Source organism: Streptomyces sp. AK010 (genome assembly GCF_014207295.1).
In the GTDB taxonomy this organism is placed as follows: domain Bacteria; phylum Actinomycetota; class Actinomycetes; order Streptomycetales; family Streptomycetaceae; genus Streptomyces; species Streptomyces massasporeus.
In genome coordinates, this window is sequence record NZ_JACHCX010000005.1 from 58,324 (window position 1) to 74,731 (window position 16,408).

At 74.3% G+C, this 16,408-nt stretch carries 12 protein-coding genes; all 12 read left to right on the top strand.

The window, feature by feature from the left end; translation table 11 throughout:
* The first annotated feature begins 10 nt into the window (after window positions 1–10).
* The 12 genes from HDC93_RS11380 to cobC are packed head-to-tail and all read left to right on the top strand — an operon-like array spanning window position 11 to window position 16,318.
* On the top strand, window positions 11–1,519 hold the full coding sequence (locus tag HDC93_RS11380; RefSeq protein WP_185009790.1) for a cobyric acid synthase: 1,509 nt from the start codon (window positions 11–13) through the stop codon (window positions 1,517–1,519).
* Window positions 1,516–5,172 (top strand): cobaltochelatase subunit CobN, encoded by a 3,657-nt coding sequence (gene cobN / locus HDC93_RS11385; protein WP_185009792.1) that lies wholly within the window; start codon window positions 1,516–1,518, stop codon window positions 5,170–5,172. Before HDC93_RS11380 ends, cobN begins: the two co-directional genes overlap by 4 nt.
* On the top strand, window positions 5,169–7,166 hold the full coding sequence (locus HDC93_RS11390; RefSeq protein ID WP_185009794.1) for a putative cobaltochelatase: 1,998 nt from the start codon (window positions 5,169–5,171) through the stop codon (window positions 7,164–7,166). Before cobN ends, HDC93_RS11390 begins: the two co-directional genes overlap by 4 nt.
* Entirely contained in the window at window positions 7,166–7,774 is a 609-nt protein-coding gene (gene cobO / locus HDC93_RS11395; protein ID WP_185009796.1) for a cob(I)yrinic acid a,c-diamide adenosyltransferase, read from the top strand. Before HDC93_RS11390 ends, cobO begins: the two co-directional genes overlap by 1 nt.
* A complete protein-coding gene (locus tag HDC93_RS11400; protein ID WP_185009798.1) occupies window positions 7,771–9,234 on the top strand; it encodes a cobyrinate a,c-diamide synthase in 1,464 nt (487 codons plus the stop codon). Before cobO ends, HDC93_RS11400 begins: the two co-directional genes overlap by 4 nt.
* A complete protein-coding gene (gene cobI / locus HDC93_RS11405; RefSeq protein ID WP_185009800.1) occupies window positions 9,231–9,962 on the top strand; it encodes a precorrin-2 C(20)-methyltransferase in 732 nt (243 codons plus the stop codon). Before HDC93_RS11400 ends, cobI begins: the two co-directional genes overlap by 4 nt.
* A gap of 59 nt (window positions 9,963–10,021) precedes the next feature.
* Window positions 10,022–10,840, top strand: a complete 819-nt coding sequence (gene cobM / locus HDC93_RS11410) for a precorrin-4 C(11)-methyltransferase (RefSeq protein ID WP_185009802.1) — start codon at window positions 10,022–10,024, stop codon at window positions 10,838–10,840.
* The gene (gene cbiE / locus HDC93_RS11415; protein ID WP_185009804.1) at window positions 10,837–12,075 is read left to right on the top strand and encodes a precorrin-6y C5,15-methyltransferase (decarboxylating) subunit CbiE; all 1,239 of its coding nucleotides are present in this window, start codon (window positions 10,837–10,839) and stop codon (window positions 12,073–12,075) included. The genes cobM and cbiE overlap by 4 nt, the downstream gene beginning before the upstream one ends.
* Window positions 12,072–13,763 (top strand): precorrin-3B C(17)-methyltransferase, encoded by a 1,692-nt coding sequence (gene cobJ / locus HDC93_RS11420; protein WP_185009806.1) that lies wholly within the window; start codon window positions 12,072–12,074, stop codon window positions 13,761–13,763. The genes cbiE and cobJ overlap by 4 nt, the downstream gene beginning before the upstream one ends.
* The gene (locus HDC93_RS11425) at window positions 13,760–14,347 is read left to right on the top strand and encodes a precorrin-8X methylmutase (RefSeq protein WP_185009808.1); all 588 of its coding nucleotides are present in this window, start codon (window positions 13,760–13,762) and stop codon (window positions 14,345–14,347) included. Before cobJ ends, HDC93_RS11425 begins: the two co-directional genes overlap by 4 nt.
* Window positions 14,344–15,273, top strand: a complete 930-nt coding sequence (locus HDC93_RS11430; protein ID WP_142164724.1) for a sirohydrochlorin chelatase — start codon at window positions 14,344–14,346, stop codon at window positions 15,271–15,273. The genes HDC93_RS11425 and HDC93_RS11430 overlap by 4 nt, the downstream gene beginning before the upstream one ends.
* Window positions 15,263–16,318, top strand: coding sequence for an Rv2231c family pyridoxal phosphate-dependent protein CobC (gene cobC / locus HDC93_RS11435; RefSeq protein ID WP_185009810.1), 1,056 nt, complete (start codon window positions 15,263–15,265; stop codon window positions 16,316–16,318). The genes HDC93_RS11430 and cobC overlap by 11 nt, the downstream gene beginning before the upstream one ends.
* The last annotated feature ends 90 nt before the right edge of the window (window positions 16,319–16,408 follow it).

Genomic DNA, 16,408 nt, shown 5'->3' on the forward strand with positions numbered 1-16,408 from the left:
GGGAAATGACATGAGCGGTGGGCTTCTCGTCGCCGGAACCACCTCCGACGCCGGCAAGAGCGTCGTGACCGCCGGGATCTGCCGGTGGCTGGTACGGCAGGGCGTCAAGGTCGCGCCCTTCAAGGCGCAGAACATGTCCCTGAACTCCTTCGTGACGACGGAGGGGGCCGAGATCGGACGGGCGCAGGCCATGCAGGCGCAGGCCTGCCGGGTCGAGCCGACCGCACTGATGAATCCGGTGCTGCTCAAGCCCGGCGGCGAGCAGAGCAGTCAGGTCGTGCTGCTGGGCAAGCCGGTCGGGGAGATGAGTGCGCGCGGCTATCACGGCGGACGGCAGCAGCAGTTGCTCGGGACGGTGCTGGACTGCCTGGAGCAGTTGCGGGGCACGTATGACGCGGTGATCTGTGAGGGGGCCGGGTCTCCCGCCGAGATCAACCTGCGGCGGACGGACATCGTGAACATGGGGATCGCCCGGAACGCCGGGCTGCCCGTGCTCGTCGTCGGCGACATCGACCGGGGCGGTGTGTTCGCCTCGTTCTTCGGGACGGTGGCGCTGCTGTCGCCCGAGGACCAGCGTTGCGTCGCCGGGTTCCTCGTCAACAAGTTCCGCGGGGACGTCTCCCTGCTGGAGCCGGGCCTGGACATGCTGCACGGGCTCACGGGGCGGAAGACGTACGGCGTGCTGCCGTTCCGGCACGGGCTCGGAATCGACGAGGAGGACGGGCTGCGGGTCTCCCTGCGGGGAGCCGTCCGGGAGTCCGTGGTCGCCCCGCCGGTCGGCGAGGACGTGCTGCGCGTCGCGGTCTGCGCCGTGCCGCTCATGTCCAACTTCACCGATGTGGACGCGCTGGCCGCCGAACCGGGCGTCGTGGTGCGGTTCGTGGACCGGCCGGAGGAGCTGTCCGACGCCGACCTCGTCATCGTGCCCGGCACCCGCGGGACGGTCAGGGCGCTGGAGTGGCTGCGCGAGCGCGGGCTCGCCGACGCCCTGGTCCGCAGGGCCGCCGAGCAACGGCCAGTCCTCGGCGTCTGCGGCGGCTTCCAGATCCTCGGCGAGCACATCGAGGACGACGTCGAGAGCCGCCGGGGTCACGTCGACGGGCTCGGGATCCTGCCCGTGCGGGTGCGGTTCGCCCGCGAGAAGACCCTCACGCGACCGGCGGGCGAGGCCCTCGGAGAACGCGTCGAGGGGTACGAGATCCACCACGGGGTCGCCGACGTCATCGGCGGACAGCCCTTCCTGGACGGCTGCCGGGTCGGCCAGACCTGGGGCACGCACTGGCACGGCTCGCTGGAGTCGGACGGCTTCCGGCGGGCCTTTCTGCGCGAGGTGGCGGCCGCCGCGGGCCGCCGTTTCGTGCCCGCGCCGGACACCTCGTTCGCCGCGCTGCGCGAGGAGCAGCTCGACCGGCTCGGCGACCTGATCGAACAGCACGCGGACACGGACGCGCTGTGGCGGCTCATCGAGTCCGGCGCGCCGCAAGGACTGCCCTTCATTCCACCGGGAGCACCCGCATGAGCACTGTGTTGTTGTTGTCCACCGCCGACACGGACCTGCTGGCGGCCCGGGCCGCCTCCGGTGCCGACTACCGGATCGGCAACCCGACCCGCGTGGACGTCCGGGAGGAGCTTCCGGCCCTGCTGGACGGGGCGGGCATCGCCGTCGTCCGGCTGCTCGGCGGCAAGCGGGCCTGGGAGGACGGGCTCGCCGCGCTGAAGGCGTCCGGCATCCCGACCGTGCTGCTCGGCGGCGAGGCCGTGCCGGACGCGGAGCTGATGGCCGAGTCGTCCGTGCCGGCCGGTGTCGTCGCGGAGGCGCTGAGGTACCTCGTGGAGGGCGGCCCGGACAACCTCACCGAACTCGCCCGGTTCCTCTCCGACACCGTGCTGCTGACGGGCGAGGGGTTCGACGAGCCGCGGAAGATGCCCGAGTACGGCGTCCACGGCGAGCGCGCCCTCGTCGAGGGCCGTCCGACCGTCGGCGTGCTCTTCTACCGGGCGCACGAGCTGAGCGGCAACACCGGCTTCGTGGACACCCTGTGCGACGCGATCGAGGCGCGGGGCGCCAACGCGCTTGCCGTGTACTGCGGTTCACTGCGCGGGGCGGACGCCGGCCTGTACGAGATCCTCGGGCAGGCGGACACCCTGGTCGCCACCGTCCTCGCCGCTGGCGGCACCCACGCCTCGCAGGCCTCGGCGGGCGGCGACGAGGAAGCCTGGGACATCGGCGCCCTCGCCGAGCTGGACATCCCCGTGCTGCAGGGCCTGTGCCTGACGTCCTCGCGGCAGGCCTGGGCGGACTCGGACGCCGCCCTCTCCCCCATGGACGCCGCGATGCAGGTGGCCATCCCGGAGTTCGACGGGCGGCTGATCACCGTGCCGTTCTCCTTCAAGGAGCAGGGCCCGGACGACGTTCCGGTCTACGTCGCGGACCTGGAGCGTGCGGGGCGCGTCGCCGGCATCGCCGTACGGCACGCGCGGCTGAAGCACAAGGAGAACGCGGACAAGAAGCTCGCGCTGGTCTTCACCGCGTACCCGACCAAGCACTCGCGGGTCGGCAACGCGGTCGGGCTGGACACCCCGGCCTCGGCGGTGCGGGTGCTGGACGCGCTGCGGGACGCCGGGTACGTCGTCGAGGGGCATCCGGACGAGGGTGACGAGCTGATCCACCGGCTCATCAACGCCGGTGGGCACGACGTGGAGTGGCTGACGGAGGAGCAGCTGGCCGCCGCGCCCGCGCGGGTGCCGCTGGCCGACTACCGGGCGTGGTTCGACAAGCTCGACCCGGAGCTGAAGGACGCCATGACCGAGGCGTGGGGCGAGCCGCCGGGCAGCCTCTACGTCGACGGCGACGACATCGTGCTGGCGTCGCTGCAGTTCGGGAACGTCGTCGTGATGATCCAGCCGCCGCGCGGCTTCGGCGAGAACCCGATCGCGATCTACCACGACCCGGACATGCCGCCGTCCCACCACTACATGGCGGCCTACCGCTGGCTGGAGAACAGTTTCGGCGCCGACGCAATCGTGCACATGGGCAAGCACGGCACCATGGAGTGGCTGCCCGGCAAGGGCCTCGGACTCAGCGGGGGCTGCGCCCCGGACGCGGTCCTCGGGGACCTGCCGCTGATCTACCCGTTCATCGTCAACGACCCGGGCGAGGGCACCCAGGCCAAGCGGCGCGGGCACGCCACGGTCGTCGACCACCTCGTGCCGCCGATGGCCCGCGCCGACACCTACGGCGACCTGGCCAAGCTGGAGCAGCTCCTCGACGAGTACGCGCTGGTCTCCGACCTGGACCCGGCGAAGGCCCCGACCGTGCGCGCCCAGATCTGGACGCTGGTGAAGGCCGCCGAACTCCACCACGACCTGCACGTCGACGAGCAGCCGGACGACGCGGAGTTCGACGAGTTCGTCATGCACATCGACGGCTATCTGTGCGAGATCAAGGACGTGCAGATCCGCGACGGACTGCACATCCTGGGCGGCGGGCCGGTCGGCGAGCCGCGCGTCAACCTCGTGCTGGCCGTGCTGCGCGCCTCGCAGGTGTGGGGCGGACAGGCCAACGCGCTGCCGGGCCTGAGGGCGTCGCTGGCGCGGCACTTCGGGCTGGTGGAGAAGGAGCTGCTGGCCGAGCCGGGCGCTCCGGTGAAGGTGCCCGTCGAGCTGACGGAGCTGGTGGACGGCCCCTCGCGCAGTGCCGCCGACGCGATCGACCTGCTGGAGCAGCTGTGCCGGCGGATCGCGGAGGGCATGGAGGAGCGCGGCTGGGCGGTCGCCGAGAGCGCCCCGCTGGTCCGGGAGGTCCTCGGCACCGAACTGCCGGAAGCCGTCGCGGTGCTGGAGTTCGCCTGCACCGAGGTCGTGCCCCGGCTGGAGAGGACCACCGACGAGATCGGGCACATCCTGCGGGCGCTGAACGGCGGCTACGTCCCGGCGGGCCCCTCCGGTTCGCCGACCCGCGGGCTGGTCAACGTCCTGCCGACGGGCCGGAACTTCTACTCCGTCGACCCCAAGGCCATTCCGTCCCGGCTGAGCTGGGAGGTCGGGCAGTCGCTCGCGGACTCGCTGGTGCAGCGGTATCTGCAGGACACCGGTGAGTACCCGACGTCCGTCGGCCTGACGGTGTGGGGCACCTCGGCGATGCGCACCCAGGGCGACGACATCGCCGAGATCCTGGCGCTGCTGGGCTGCCGGCCGGTGTGGGACGACGCCTCGCGGCGCGTGACCGGGTTCGAGGTGGTCCCCCTGGCGGAGCTCGGCCGGCCGCGCATCGATGTGACGGTCCGCATCTCGGGCTTCTTCCGGGACGCGTTCCCGCACGTGGTGGGCCTGATCGACGACGCCGTCCGCGCCGTCGCCGAGCTGGACGAGCCCGCGGAGTCCAACTACGTCCGGGCCCACGCCGACCAGGACACCGCCGAGCACGGCGACCGCCGCCGGGCCACGGCCCGCATCTTCGGCTCCAAGCCGGGGGCGTACGGGGCCGGTCTGCTGCCGCTGATCGACGCCCGCAACTGGCGCTCCGACGCGGACCTCGCCGAGGTGTACGCGGTGTGGGGCGGCTACGCCTACGGCCGGGGGCTCGACGGCGTCTCCGCGCGCGGAGACATGGAGACGGCGTTCAAGCGGATCGCCGTCGCCGCGAAGAACGTCGACACCCGTGAGCACGACCTGGTCGACGCCGACGACTACTTCCAGTACCACGGCGGCATGGTGGCCATGGTGCGGCACCTGACGGGCGCGAGCCCCGAGGCGTACGTCGGCGACTCGGCCACCCCGGACCAGGTGAAGACCCGCACGCTCGGCGAGGAGACGCATCGTGTCTTCCGCGCCCGGGTGGTCAACCCGCGCTGGATGGCGGCCATGCGGCGGCACGGCTACAAGGGCGCCTTCGAGATGGCGGCGACCGTGGACTACCTGTTCGGGTACGACGCCACGGCCGGGGTCGTGGACGACTGGATGTACGAGAAGCTCAGCGCCGAGTACGTCTTCGACCCGGAGAACCGGGACTTCATGAAGAAGTCCAACCCCTGGGCGCTGCGCGGCATCACCGAGCGGCTGCTGGAGGCCGCCGACCGCGGACTGTGGGCCGAACCGGACGCGGAGACGCTGGAACGGCTGCGCGCCACCTATCTGGAACTCGAAGGCGACTTGGAGGGCGACGAGAAGTGAGCATCCCCTTTCCGTTCACGGCCCTCGTGGGCCAGGACGACCTGCGGCTCGCGCTGCTGCTGAACGCGGTGTCCCCGGCGGTCGGCGGTGTGCTGGTCCGCGGCGAGAAGGGCACGGCCAAGTCGACGGCGGTGCGGGCGCTGTCGGCGCTGATGCCGACGCTGGACGTCGTCTCCGGCTGCCGCTTCTCCTGCGACCCCGCCTCCCCCGGCCCTGGCTGCCCCGACGGGCCGCACGAGCCGGGGGCGTTCGAGACCCGGGCCGCGCGCATGGTCGAACTGCCCGTCGGCGCCTCCGAGGACCGGCTGGTCGGCGCACTGGACATCGAGCGGGCCCTCTCGGAGGGCGTGAAGGCCTTCGAGCCGGGCCTGCTGGCCGACGCGCACCGCGGGATCCTCTACGTCGACGAGGTCAACCTCCTCCACGACCACCTGGTCGACCTGCTGCTGGACGCGGCCGCGATGGGCGCCTCGTACGTCGAGCGCGAGGGCGTCTCCGTACGGCACGCGGCCCGTTTCCTGCTCGTCGGCACCATGAACCCCGAAGAGGGCGAGCTGCGGCCGCAGTTGCTCGACCGGTTCGGGCTGACCGTGGAGGTCGCGGCCTCGCGGGAGCCGGACCAGCGGGTGGAGGTCGTCAGGCGGCGCCTGGCCTACGACGACGACCCGGCCGCCTTCGCCGCGCGCTGGGCCGAGGAGGAGGCCGCCGTACGGGCACGGATCGTCGCCGCGCGGGAGCTGCTGCCGTCCGTGCGGCTGGGTGACGGGGCGCTGCGGCAGATCGCGGCGACCTGCGCGGCCTTCGAGGTCGACGGCATGCGCGCCGACATCGTGATGGCGCGGACCGCCACCGCGCTGGCGGCCTGGGCCGGGCGCACGGAGGTGCTCGCCGAGGACGTCCGGCAGGCGGCGCTGCTCGCGCTGCCGCACCGGCGGCGGCGCAACCCCTTCGACGCGCCGGGGATCGACGAGGACAAGCTCGACGAGGCGCTGGAGGAGTTCGGCGGCTCGGACGACGACGACCCGGATCCGGACCCCGGCCCGGACGGGCCCGGCGGGGGCGGCGGACAGCCGGAACCCGACGACGCGCCCCAGGGCGGCGACGACACCGCGGCCCGGCCCGAGGCCGGCGAGGGCGGGCGGCCGCAGCCGTCGGGCGCCGACGAGCAGTCGGCCGTACGGGCCTCGGAGCCGTTCCGCACCAAAGTGCTGAGCGTGCCCGGGATCGGCGAGGGTGCCGCCGGGCGGCGTTCGCGGGCGCGGACCGAGCACGGCAGGACGACCGGGGCCCGGCGGCCCCGGGGCGCGCTCACCAAGCTGCACCTGGCGGCGACCGTGCAGGCCGCGGCGCCGCACCAGCGGGCGCGCGGACGGTCCGGGCCGGGTCTGGTGGTGCGCCGGGACGATCTGCGGCAGGCCACCCGCGAGGGGCGCGAGGGCAATCTCGTGCTGTTCGTCGTGGACGCCTCCGGGTCGATGGCGGCGCGGCAGCGGATGAGCGCCGTGAAGGGCGCCGTGCTGTCGCTGCTGCTGGACGCCTACCAGCGGCGCGACAAGGTGGGTCTGGTGACCTTCCGCGGTACGGAGGCGGACGTCGCGCTGCCGCCGACCTCGTCGGTGGACGCGGCGGCGGCCCGGCTGGAGACGCTGCCGACGGGCGGGCGTACGCCGCTCGCGGCCGGGCTGCTGCGCGCCCATGACGTGCTGCGCGTGGAGCGGCTGCGCGATCCCGCGCGACGGCCGCTGGTCGTGCTGGTGACGGACGGGCGCGCCACCGGCGGCCCGGAGCCGGTCGCCCTGGCCGGGCGTGCGGCGCGGCTGTTCGCGGCCGACGGGGTCGCCTCGGTCGTCGTGGACTGCGAGTCGGGGCCGGTGCGGCTGGGGCTCGCCGGGCAGCTCGCGGGCGAACTGGGCGGTACGGCCGTGACATTGGACGAGCTGCGCGCGGACAGCATCGCCGGGCTCGTGAAGGACGTGCAGAGGAGGGCCGCGTAATGCCGCAGGGACAGCCGAGTGTGGTGCCGGACGACGGACTGACGACCCGCCAGCGGCGGAACCGGCCGCTGGTCGTCGTCCACACGGGCGTCGGCAAGGGCAAGTCCACCGCCGCCTTCGGGCTCGCGCTGCGGGCCTGGAACCAGGGGTGGCCGATCGGGGTGTTCCAGTTCGTCAAGTCGGCGAAGTGGAAGGTCGGCGAGGAGAACGCCCTGCGGGTGCTCGGCGCCTCCGGCGAGGGCGGGTCCGTCGACTGGCACAAGATGGGCGAGGGCTGGTCCTGGGTGCAGCGCGACATCCAGGGTGACAACGCGACCAACGAGGAGAAGGCCCGGGAGGGCTGGGAGCAGGTCAAGCGGGACCTGGCGGCCGAGACGTACAAGCTGTACGTGCTCGACGAGTTCGCCTACCCGATGCACTGGGGCTGGGTCGACACGGACGAGGTGGTCTCCGTGCTGCGGGACCGGCCCGGGACCCAGCACGTCGTCATCACCGGGCGCAACGCGCCCGGGAAGCTCGTGGACTTCGCCGACCTGGTGACCGACATGTCCAAGGTCAAGCATCCGATGGACGCGGGCCAGAAGGGCCAGAAGGGCATCGAGTGGTGAGTGCTTCCGTCCCTCGGCTGGTCATCGCCGCGCCCTCCTCGGGCAGCGGCAAGACCACCGTCGCCACAGGGTTGATGGCCGCGTTCGCCGCGCGGGGGCTCGCCGTGTCCCCGCACAAGGTCGGGCCGGACTACATCGACCCCGGGTACCACGCGCTCGCGACCGGGCGGGTGGGACGGAACCTCGACGCGTACCTGTGCGGGCCCGAGCTGATCGGGCCGCTGTTCGCGCACGGGGCGCAGGGCTGTGACATCGCCGTCGTCGAGGGCGTGATGGGGCTGTACGACGGGGCCGCGGGCGAGGCGGAACTCGCCTCCACGGCTCATGTCGCGAAGCTGCTGCGGGCGCCGGTGGTACTGGTCGTGGACGCGTCGTCGCAGTCCCGGTCGGTGGCGGCGCTGGTGCACGGGTTCGCGTCCTGGGACCCGGAGGTGCGGGTCGGGGGCGTGATCCTCAACAAGGTCGCCTCGGACCGGCACGAGGAGCTGTTGCGGGAGGCGCTGGAGCAGGCCGGGGTACCGGTGCTGGGGGTGCTGCGGCGCGCTCCGCAGGTGGACACGCCCTCGCGGCATCTGGGGCTGGTGCCGGTCGCCGAGCGGCGCGCTGCCGCGGTGGAGGCGGTGGCGGCCATGGCTGCGCAGGTCTCCGACGGTTGTGATCTGGACGCGTTGGCCGGGCTGGCGCGCAGTGCGGGTGCGTTGCCGGGGGCGGCCTGGGATGCGGCCGAGGTCGTTTCCTCGCCCCCGCCGCCCGTGCCCTTCCCGTCCTCCAGGGGCTCCGCCCCTTCGACCCCGCCGGGAGACTCCGCCCCCCGGACCCCCGGTCGGCCTGAGCGGCCTCGTCCTCAAGCGCCGGACAGGCTGGTGGTCGCTGTTGCCGGCGGGGAGGCGTTCACCTTCTCCTACGCCGAGACCACCGAACTGCTCACCGCCGCCGGGGCCGACGTCGTCACCTTCGACCCCCTGCGGGACGAGGAACTGCCCGAAGGGACCGCCGGGTTGGTGATCGGGGGCGGGTTCCCCGAGGTGTACGCCTCGGAGCTGTCCTCCAACGAACCCCTGCGCAAGGCCGTTGCCGAGCTGGCGGGAAGCGGTGCTCCCGTCGCCGCCGAGTGTGCCGGGCTGCTGTATCTGTGCCGGGAGCTGGACGGGCTGCCGATGTGCGGGGTGCTGGACACCTCGGCGCGGATGACCGAGCGGCTCACTCTGGGCTACCGGGACGCCGTGGCCGTGGGCGACAGTGTGCTCGCGGCCGCCGGGACACGGATGCGGGGGCACGAGTTCCACCGGACCGCCGTGGAGCCCGGCTCGGGGGCGGCGCCCGCCTGGGGGGTCCGCGGCCCGCGGCCGCGGGTCGAAGGTTTCGTAGAGCGCGGTGTGCACGCGAGCTATCTGCACACGCACTGGGCGTCCGAGCCCGGTGTCGCCCGTCGGTTCGTGGAGAGGTGCCGGACGTCATGAGCAACAGGCTGGTCGGAGTCGGGGTGGGCCCCGGGGATCCGGAACTGGTCACCGTGAAGGGCGTCAACGCCCTGCGGGAGGCCGATGTCGTCGTGGTCCCCGTGATGGACAGCGGGGAGCGCGGCCGGGCCGAGGCGACCGTGTTGCACTACGTGCCCGAGGAGAAGGTCGTCCGGGTCGTGTTCGCGCTGAACGAGCGCAGCGACCGGGCCCGCCGCGAGGCCGCCTGGGACGCGGCCGGGGAGCGGGTCGCCGAACTGCTGCGGCGGCACGCGTCGGTGGCCTTCGCGACCATCGGCGACCCCAACGTGTATTCGACGTTCACGTACCTCGCGCAGACCATCACCGAGCTCGTGCCGGGAACCGTCGTGTCGACCGTGCCCGGGATCACCGCCATGCAGGACCTCGCCGCCCGGTCGGGGGCCGTGCTGACCGAGGGCACCGAGCCGCTCACGCTCGTGCCCGTCACCGCCGGGGCGGCCGTGCTCAAGGACGCCCTGGCCGGGCCCGGGACCGTGGTCGCCTACAAGTTCGGGCGGCAGGCGCACGAGGTCGCCGAGGCGCTGCGCGAGACCGGGCGGCTCGCCGACGCCGTGTGGGGCTCGGCGCTGGGACTCCCGGAGGAGTCCGTGCGCCCGGCCGCCGACCTCGACGAGACGCCCCTGCCCTATCTGTCGACGCTCATCGCGCCCGCCCGGCGCGCGGGCGGACGGGGCGGCAAGCTCTGACGCACCCCGTCCACCATCGCCCCGCCCCCCTTCACCCCCTGTACGAGAGGACCCGTCCCATGGCCGACGCCCCCGCCGGCAAAGTGACCTTCGTCGGCGCCGGCCCCGGCGCCGCCGACCTGCTGACGTTCCGCGCCGCGCGCGCCATCGCCGAGGCCGACGTGGTGATCTGGGCGGCCAGCCTGGTCCAGGAGGAGGTCCTCGAACACGCCCGCGAGGACGCGGAGATCCTCGACTCGGCGACCATGTCCCTGGAGGACGTCGTCGCCGTGTACGAGCGGGCCCGCGCCGAGGGGCTGAAGGTCGCCCGTATCCACTCCGGCGACCCGGCCCTGTGGGGCGGCACCCAGGAGCAGGTCGACCGCTGTGCCGAGATCGGCATCGCGACCGAGATCGTGCCCGGGGTGTCCTCCTTCTCGGCCGTCGCGGCGCTCGCGCAGCGCGAACTGACCATCCCGGAGGTCGCGCAGTCGGTCGTGCTGACCCGGCTCGGCGGCGGCAAGACGCCCATGCCGCCCGGCGAGGAGGTCCGGGAGTTCGCCAAGCACGGCACCACCATGGCGGTGTTCCTCTCCGCCGCCCGCAGCGGGCAGCTCGTGCGGGAGCTGCTGGAGGGCGGCTACCCGACGACGACGCCGGTCGTGGTGGCGTACCAGGCGACCTGGCCGGAGGAGCTGGTCGTGAAGTGCACGATCGGCACGCTGGAGGAGACGGTCAAGGAGCACAAGCTCTGGAAGCACACCCTGTTCCTGGTCGGCCCGGCGCTCGACGCGCACGGCACCCGCTCGCACCTGTACCACCCGGGTCACTTCCACGGCTACCGCAAGGCCGACCCTGAGGCCCGCAGAGCCCTGCGCGAGCGGGGTGCCAGTACATGATCACCGTGGTCGGGACCGGCACCGGTGCGCCGGTGGGCGAGGACGTCCTGGCCGGAGCCGGGCTGGTCGTCGGCGGGCGGCGGCATCTGGACACCGTACGGCTGCCGGAGTCGGCCGAGCGGATCGTGCTCGGGCCGCTGGCGCCCGCCCTCGACGCCGTCGAGAAGCAGGTCGGCGAGGGCGGCCGGGTCGTCGTGCTGGCGTCCGGGGACCCCGGGTTCTTCGGGATCGTGCGGGTGCTGGCGGAGCGGTTCGGGCCGGAGCGGCTGGACGTGCGGCCCGGGGTGTCGTCGGTCGCCGCCGCGTTCGCCCGGATCGGGCTGCCGTGGGACGACGCCGTGGTGGTGAGCGCCCACGGGCGCCAGCTGCGGACGGCCGTCAACGTGTGCCGGGCGCAGCCGAAGACGGCCGTGCTGACCGGTCCGGGCGCGGGCCCGGCGGAGCTGGGCGCCGCGTTGCGGGACGCGGCGCGGGTGCTGGTCGTCGCGTCCGGGCTCGGCTCGGACGCGGAGCGCGTGGAGCGGGTGACGCCCGCCGAGGCCGCCGCCCGGGACTGGGGCACGGCGGTGAACGTGGTGCTGTCTCTGGACGAGTCACGGGCGCTCGGCCCGGTGCGGACGGTCGCGGGGCCCGGGGAGCGGCCCGTCGGCTGGGCCCTGGAGGAGGCGGAGTTCGCCCACCGGGACTCGATGATCACCAAGTTCGAGGTGCGGGCGCTGGCCCTGGCGCGGCTGGGGCCGCGCCCGGGCGACCTGGTGTGGGACGTGGGCGCGGGCTCGGGGTCCGTGGCCGTGGAGTGCGCGCGGCTCGGTGCGGCCGTGACCGCCGTGGAGAAGACCGCGGACGGCGTGGAGCGGGTCCGCGCCAACGCCGCCGCGCACGGTGTGGACGTGCGGGTGGTGCGGGGCGCGGCACCGGAGGCGCTGGCGGAGCTCGCCGAGACCCCGGACGCCGTGTTCGTGGGGGGCGGCGGGCGCGAACTGCCCGCGATCGTCGCCGCGTGCGCGCGGCGTGCCCGGCGGACCGTGGTCGTCGCCATGGCGGCGCTCGACCGCGTGCCGGCCGCGCGCGAGGCCCTGACGAGCGTCGGTCTCGTCTGCGACGGCGTGCTGCTGCAGTCGTCGCGGCTCGCGCCGCTGCCCGGGGACGTGACCCGGCTCGCGGCCACCAACCCCGTTTTCCTGCTGTGGGGCGTCCGGCCCCCGGCAGCTGTCGAAGAAGGAGTCGCCCAGTGATCGGCCTCATTTCCGCCACCGCGGCGGGAGCGGCTGCCCGGGACCGGCTGGCCGCCGCGTGGCCGGACCGCACCCGGGTGTACGAGGGTCCCGTCGGGGACGCCGTACGGACCGCGTTCGCGCAGTGCGAGCAGCTCGTGTGCTTCCTGGCGACGGGCGCGGTGGTGCGGCTGGTGGCACCGCTGCTGTCCGGCAAGACCGAGGACCCGGGCGTGGTGTGCGTCGACGAGGGCGGGCGGTTCGCCGTGTCCCTGCTGGGCGGGCACGCGGGCGGCGCCAACGCACTGGCCCGCGAGGTGGGTGACCTGCTGGGTGCCGAGCCGGTGGTGACGACGGCCACGGACGCGGTGGACCTGGCGGGCCTGGACACCCTCGGCCTGCCCGTGGAGGGCGATGTCGCCGGGGTGTCGCGGGCGCTGCTGGACGGCGAGGCCGTGGCGCTGCGGGCCGACGTGGCCTGGCCGCTGCCGCCGCTGCCGGTGACGGACGAGGGGGCGTACACGATCCGGCTCACCGACCGGCTCGTGGCGGCGGCCGGGCGCGAGGCCGTGCTGCGCCCGCCGACCCTGGTCGTCGGGGTCGGGGCGTCCAGGGGCGCCCCCGTGGAGGAAGTCCTCGAGCTGGTCGGGGACGCCCTGCGGGAGGCCGGGCTGTCGGTGGCGTCCGTCGCCGAACTCGCCACCGTCGACGCCAAGGCGGAGGAGGCCGGCATCGTCGAGGCCGCGCGGCGGCTCGGGGTGCCGCTGGTGACGTACTCCGCCGGGGAGCTGGCCGGGGTCGACGTGCCCAATCCGTCCGACGCGCCGCTCGCGGCCGTCGGGACCCCGTCCGTGGCGGAGGCCGCCGCGCTCGTCGGCGGCGGTGAACTGCTCGTCCCCAAGCGGAAGTCGGCCGCGAGCCCGGCGATGGCGACCTGCGCGGTCGTACGGCGTCCGGGGCGCGGGCGGCTCGCGGTGGTCGGGCTCGGGCCGGGCGCCCGGGATCTGCTCACGCCCCGCGCGAAGGCCGAACTGCGGCGCGCTTCCGTGCTCGTGGGGCTCGACCAGTACGTCGACCAGATCCGTGATCTGCTGCGGCCCGGCACCCGAATTCTGGAGTCGGGGCTCGGCGCCGAGGAGGAGCGGGCGCGCACGGCGGTCGAGGAGGCCCGCAAGGGGCAGGCCGTCGCGCTGATCGGCAGCGGGGACGCGGGCGTCTACGCCATGGCCTCCCCCGCGCTGGCCGAGGCCTCCGACGACATCGACGTGGTCGGTGTGCCCGGGGTGACGGCGGCGCTCGCGGCCGGTGCGATCCTGGGCGCCCCGCTGGGCCACGACCACGTGTCGATCAGCCTGTCCGACCTGCACACGCCGTGGGAGGTCATCGAGCGGCGGGTCCGGGCGGCGGCCGAGGCGGACATCGTGGTCACCTTCTACAACCCCCGTTCGCGCGGCCGTGACTGGCAGCTCCCCAAGGCGCTGGGCATCCTCGCCGAGCACCGGACACCGCGGACGCCGGTCGGTGTCGTGCGCAACGCCTCGCGGCCGGACGAGTCCAGCCGGCTCACCACCCTGGGCTCCCTCGACCCGGAGACGGTCGACATGATGACGGTCGTGACCGTGGGCAACACGGCGACCCGGGACATCGCGGGGCGCATGGTGACGCCGCGCGGCTACCGCTGGCAGGCAGCGCAGGAGGGGGCCGAGTGAACCGCGTCGTCCATCCGATCGAGGTGGAGTCCTACCGGCGTCTGCGGGCCCGGCTGGACACCTCGCACTTCCCGCCGCTGACCCGGGCGGTCGTGGAGCGGGTCATCCACTCCGCCGCCGACCTCGACTACGCCGGCGACCTCGTCCTGGACGAGGCCGACCTGGAGAAGGCGCACGCGGCGCTGCACGCCGGGGCGCCCGTGGTCGTGGACGTGGAGATGGTCGGCGCCGGCATCACCCGGCGCGAGACCGTCTGCCGTCTGAGGGACGCCGAGTCCGGGCCCGGTGTGACCCGGTCCGCGCACGCCATCCGGCTCGCTTACGAACAGGTCGGCCCCGGCGCCCTCTGGGTGATCGGCAACGCGCCGACCGCGCTGGAGGAGCTGCTGACGCTCGACGCCGATCCCGCGCTCGTCATCGGACTGCCCGTCGGCTTCGTCGGAGCCGTCGAATCGAAGGCCGCGCTGCGCGAGAGCGGGCTGCCCGCCGTGAGCAACGTGTCCGAGAAGGGCGGGTCGGCGGTCGCCGCCGCCGCGCTCAACGCCCTGCTGTACCACCCCACTTCCGCCGAGGAGAAACTGTGACCACCCCGCCCGCCCTGCTCATCGCCGGCCACGGCACCCGGGACGACGCCGGAGCCGAGGCGTTCCGCGACTTCGTACGGCAACTGGGGGCCCGGCACCCCGAACTGCCCGTCGCGGGCGGCTTCATCGAGCTGTCCCCGCCGCCGCTGGGCGAGGCCGTCACCGAACTGGTCGAGCAGGGCGTGCGGCGCTTCGCCGCCGTCCCGCTGATGCTGGTGTCCGCCGGGCACGCCAAGGGCGACATCCCGGCGGCCCTGGCCCGCGAGAAGGAGCGGCATCCGGGCATCTCGTACACGTACGGGCGTCCGCTCGGCCCGCACCCGGCGCTGCTGAACGTGCTGGAGCGGCGGCTGGACGAGGCCCTGGGGTCGGCGGGCCGCACGCCCGGCGACCGGGCCGACGTGACGGTGCTGCTGGTCGGGCGCGGCTCCACGGACCCGGACGCCAACGCCGAGGTGCACAAGGCGGCCAGGCTGCTGTGGGAGGGGCGAGGCTACGCGGGTGTCGAGACGGCGTTCGTGTCGCTGGCGGCGCCGGACGTGCCGAGCGGTCTCGACCGCTGTGTGCGGCTGGGCGCGCGGCGGATCGTGGTCCTGCCCTACTTCCTGTTCACGGGCATCCTGCCGGACCGGGTGCGGCACCAGACGGAGGGCTGGGCCGCCGCCCACCCGGAGGCCGAGGTGCTGTCGGCCGACGTCATCGGGCCGGAGCCGGAGCTGCTGGACCTGGTGTGGGAGCGGTACGAGGAGGCCGTCAAGGGCGATCTGCGGATGAACTGCGACTCGTGCGTGTACCGCATCGCGCTGCCGGGCTTCGAGGACAAGGTGGGCATGCCGCAGCAGCCGCACTTCCACCCGGACGACGACGACCACCACCACGGGCACGGCCACGGGCACCACCACGGCGCTCACTCGCATGCGCACTGAGAGCGGGCACGATCTGCGTCATCACGGGGACGCGGAGGTCCGGGACGGCGGCGGTTCGCTCGTCGACCTGGCCGTGAACGTCCGCGCGGACACGCCGCCGGTCTGGCTGCGGGAGCACATCGCCGCGTCGCTCGGCGGACTCGCGGCCTACCCGGACGGCCGGGCCGCGCGGGTGGCGGTGGCGGCACGGCACGGGCTGCCGGTGGAGCGGGTGCTGCTGACGGCGGGCGCGGCGGAGGCGTTCGTGCTGCTGGCGCGGGCGCTGAAGGTACGCCGGCCGGTCGTCGTGCATCCCCAGTTCACGGAGCCGGAGGCGGCGCTGCGGGACGCCGGGCACGCCGTCGGCCGGGTACTGCTGCGGGAGGAGGACGGTTTCCGGCTGGACCCGGCCGCCGTCCCCGAGGACGCGGACCTGGTGGTGATCGGCAACCCGACGAACCCGACGTCGGTGCTGCACCCGGCGGACGCGATCGCCTCACTCGCCCGGCCCGGGCGGGTGCTGGTGGTGGACGAGGCGTTCATGGACGCGGTGCCGGGCGAGAGCGAGGCCCTGGCCGGCCGCGTCGACGTGCCGGGCCTCGTGGTACTGCGCAGCCTGACCAAGACGTGGGGGCTGGCCGGTCTGCGGATCGGCTACGTGCTGGCGGCGCCGGAGACGATCGAGGACCTCCAGCGGGCGCAGCCCCTGTGGCCGGTGTCGACGCCGGCGCTGGCCGCGGCCGAGGCGTGCGTGGGGACGCGTGCGGTGGCGGAGGCGGCCCACGCGGCGCACCGCATCGCCGCGGACCGCGCCCATCTGCTGGCCGGCCTCGCCCGGTTCGCCCCGGCCGGGCTGCGGGTGGCGGGACCCGCGCAGGGCCCGTTCGTCCTGCTCCGCCTGCCGGGGGCGTCGGCCGTCCGCCGGCGCCTGCGCGACCTCGGCTACGCCGTGCGCCGCGGGGACACGTTTCCCGGGCTGGACGACAAGTGGCTCCGGCTGGCGGTGCGGGACCGCAGCACGACCGACGGTTTTCTACGAGCGCTGCAGCGAGCGCTGACGGACTGACACCTCAGCCCAGGAGGGGCCCGGCCGGGGCCTGAGGCGAGGAAGCCGGCCCGGGGGATGTGACCCAGGCTCTCGGATGCCGACCGCCAC